5 protein-coding genes and 1 pseudogene are annotated in these 2,872 nt (G+C 45.0%); 3 read left to right on the top strand and 3 right to left on the bottom strand.

Going from position 1 to position 2,872, the window contains the following annotated elements:
• The 3 genes and pseudogenes from A9B99_RS13065 to A9B99_RS24505 form a co-directional block, all read left to right on the top strand.
• On the top strand, positions 1-1,093 hold a 1,093-nt coding region (locus A9B99_RS13065; protein WP_197499275.1), incomplete at its 5' end, for a VENN motif pre-toxin domain-containing protein.
• Positions 1,086-1,721: an SMI1/KNR4 family protein gene (locus A9B99_RS13060; RefSeq protein WP_064598152.1), complete on the top strand. Its 636-nt coding sequence runs from the start codon at positions 1,086-1,088 to the stop codon at positions 1,719-1,721. The genes A9B99_RS13065 and A9B99_RS13060, both read left to right, overlap by 8 nt.
• Positions 1,722-1,907: 186 nt before the next feature.
• A pseudogene (locus tag A9B99_RS24505) lies at positions 1,908-1,958 on the top strand (hypothetical protein); the annotation flags it as partial.
• 3 nt (positions 1,959-1,961) lie between these two features.
• Here the strand turns inward: A9B99_RS24505 and A9B99_RS13055 are convergent.
• From A9B99_RS13055 to A9B99_RS13050, 3 genes are all read right to left on the bottom strand, one after another.
• The gene (locus tag A9B99_RS13055) at positions 1,962-2,246 is read right to left on the bottom strand and encodes a hypothetical protein (protein WP_156519058.1); all 285 of its coding nucleotides are present in this window, start codon (positions 2,244-2,246) and stop codon (positions 1,962-1,964) included.
• A 4-nt stretch (positions 2,247-2,250) separates the two neighbouring features.
• On the bottom strand, positions 2,251-2,433 hold the full coding sequence (locus A9B99_RS23865; RefSeq protein WP_156519057.1) for a hypothetical protein: 183 nt from the start codon (positions 2,431-2,433) through the stop codon (positions 2,251-2,253).
• Between the two features lie 157 nt (positions 2,434-2,590).
• Positions 2,591-2,872: integrase core domain-containing protein (locus A9B99_RS13050; protein ID WP_156519056.1), on the bottom strand; the 282-nt coding region annotated here is incomplete at its 5' end.

Raw genomic sequence — 2,872 nt, 5'->3', positions numbered from 1 at the left:
AATCGGCTCTCAGGTTGGTGATATAGCCAGAACAGAAGGGCAGCTTCGTGCCATAGAGGCGGGTAAGGCCGAACTGGCCAAAAATGGAACTAAAGAGCCGGAGGCAGGAGCAAGTCAGGATGAATGGAATAGATACAATAAGTCAGTTGAAAATACAGAAAGTTATAAATCAACAGCGCAACAGTATGGTACGGGCAGTGACCTGCAACGGGCGATTACTGCTGCCACTGCGGCAATAAGTGGCCTGGCGAGTGGCAATATAAACAGTTCGGTGGCTGGCGCAGCAGCGCCGTATATTGCGAATGAAATAGGGAAATACATCACCCCGAACAGTGCGATGGCGGGTGTCATGGCGCATGCGGTGGTGAATGCTGCCCTTGCCCGGGCACAGGGGCAGAACGCACTGGTGAGTGCAACCGGCGCAGCAGCCGGTGAAGCGACAGGGATATTACTGGCGCAGGAGATATATGGAAAACGCCCAGAAGCGCTGACGGAGTCAGAACGGCAGACAATCAGTGCATTATCGACCCTGACAGCAGGGCTGGCTGGCGGGCTTGCAGGGAACAGCACCGGTTCGGTAGTATCAGGCGCACAGGCCGGGAAGACGACGGTTGAGAATAATACGCTGGGAGAGCTGGAGGGATATGAAGAAGAGCATGAGAAGGAAATCGGCAACCGCCCGGTAAAAGTTATCCCGATCAATCCGTTATCGGTTGGAGTCATAGATGATGATGGAACAGTGCAAGGAGCTGGCGGAAAGGTTATCATTATTAACAAATCTAAGTATCCTGAGTCAGCTAAGCACATTGAGGATGCTCAGGCAGCAGGTCAACCAACGGTTTTAACAATTGATCGTGCTGGCGCAACTCAACGGCGGCAGCAATCGTTGAGAGATACTCCAATGGTGAAGGGGATGGATAGGGATGAATATCCCCCTGCGATGTTTAAAGAAGGTGGTGCAGGGGCTTCCGTTAGACCAGTATCCCCTTCTGATAACAGAGGGGCAGGAGCATGTATAGGGGCGCAATGTCGAGGATTGCCAGATGGTTCATCCGTGACCATAAAAACAGGTGGAGATGGTAAAAATGAGTGACTCTGTAAAAAGACTACTGGCAATTTGTAGTGATGAGTTATCGAAGGAAAAGTCCGTTGTGGACTGTCAGTCTTTATTTAATTCATCAATATCAAAAGAATTAGATTCATTACTGAAGCAGAGAAATGGGTTTTATGGTTTTGAATCTTCATTGCATGTTTTTCCCTACGACACCACTGATAGTGAAATAGGCTTAAAGGACTGGAATAAAAAAGAGCTATGGATAAATTCTTACGAAGATCTGGCAACAGATGCATTATTCTTTGCCGAAGATGTTTTTGGCGGGCAATTTTGTCTACGACATGATGGCGTTTATTCATTTGAACCAGAAACAGCAGAGTTTAACAAGATGGCATTGACAATAAATGATTGGTGTGAACGTTTATTGTCCGATTACAATGTAATTACGGGTTATGCTTTGGCTCACTCGTGGCAAATATCGAATGGAAAACTACCTTCAGGATATCGACTGATTCCCCGAATTCCATTCGTAGCTGGTGGTGAATATGAATTAGATAATCTATATATGTGCAAGTCCAATGAAGCACTGATAGCAAGAGCTAATATTGCATTGCAAATACGCGATATCCCTGACGGTGGGAGTATGCAAATAATTATAACTGATTAATAATTCTTGTATTTTTTAAAATACCCCTCCCTTTTTTGGCGGGGGATAAATGATATTATCTGTATATGTAGTCTATATGATAAAAATTCGTATCTGAGGAAAAATTGCCGGCCGGGAAGTACATTACTTCTCTGTTTCTACAGGATATAGTAAAGAGTTCGGTATTAAGGTTGGGCTTCAGTAGGCATTGAGTTTGGTCCATACGGAACTGGAATATTTGGTGACTTAAGCCATGATTATTCAGCTAAAATTCTTTCCTGCGATAACGCGCCCGTGGAAGAATCCTGCATAAAAGCCAAGGCCGGCGCGGGCACGATCATCTTCTTTCAGGGAATCCGTTGCCTTGAGTCTTCCCCAACCTTTTTCATCATTTTCAGTGTAAATTTCGAAGTAATGCCTTGCTTCGAAAGTATCTGCAAAGCGCGTGACAGTATCAATCAGACGTTCACCCAAGGTGAAGTTCATTTGTGCAAACTCTTGCTTACCGTACCCCATTTTGGCACTGGCATAAGCAAAATCGATCATAAATTCAACTCGTTGAATAAACCGTTTCTCGATTGCCACGTTGTTGATTTTCTCTCTTAATCCTTTCCTCAGCCTCGTCGAACATTGACAATAACTGTTCTGCCCGCTGACGCCGCGTTCCTGTTAAACGCATGGAGGGTGCATTAAGGCTGAGGATTTGAGCGTTATTTTCTGGAGAGTGTTTCATAGAGAACCTCCGTTAATCTACGTACACAGTATAAACTGTGTATCTGTACAAATACAGCTCAACGGTACTGAACATGTCAGATGATGCTACTGGAGGGGGTAATTTTTCCGCCCAGACTGTATGTTTTAACCGGAACATACTGTAGTGGAGCACAAAATCAGGACACCGGGATAACCTGTTTCCACTTTTCTTCATGTAAGCAAGGCGGTAAACCATCGTTGTTCGTGTGAGGTCGATAAACGTTGTAATAACCATTAATCCACTGGTTTATATCGCGTACCGCATGGCTAAAATCACCATAACCACCATTCGGAAGCCATTCACTTTTAAGGCTGCGAAAGACTCTTTCCATCGGCGAATTATCCAGGCAATTCCCTCTGCGACTCATACTTTGCATTACCCCATAACGCCAGAGTAACTTTCTGTATTTATTGCTTTT

It is taken from the genome of Mangrovibacter phragmitis (genome assembly GCF_001655675.1).
GTDB lineage: Bacteria > Pseudomonadota > Gammaproteobacteria > Enterobacterales > Enterobacteriaceae > Mangrovibacter > Mangrovibacter phragmitis.
The sequence above is the reverse complement of the archived record's forward strand: the minus strand, read 5'-3'. Positions and strand labels throughout refer to the sequence as shown.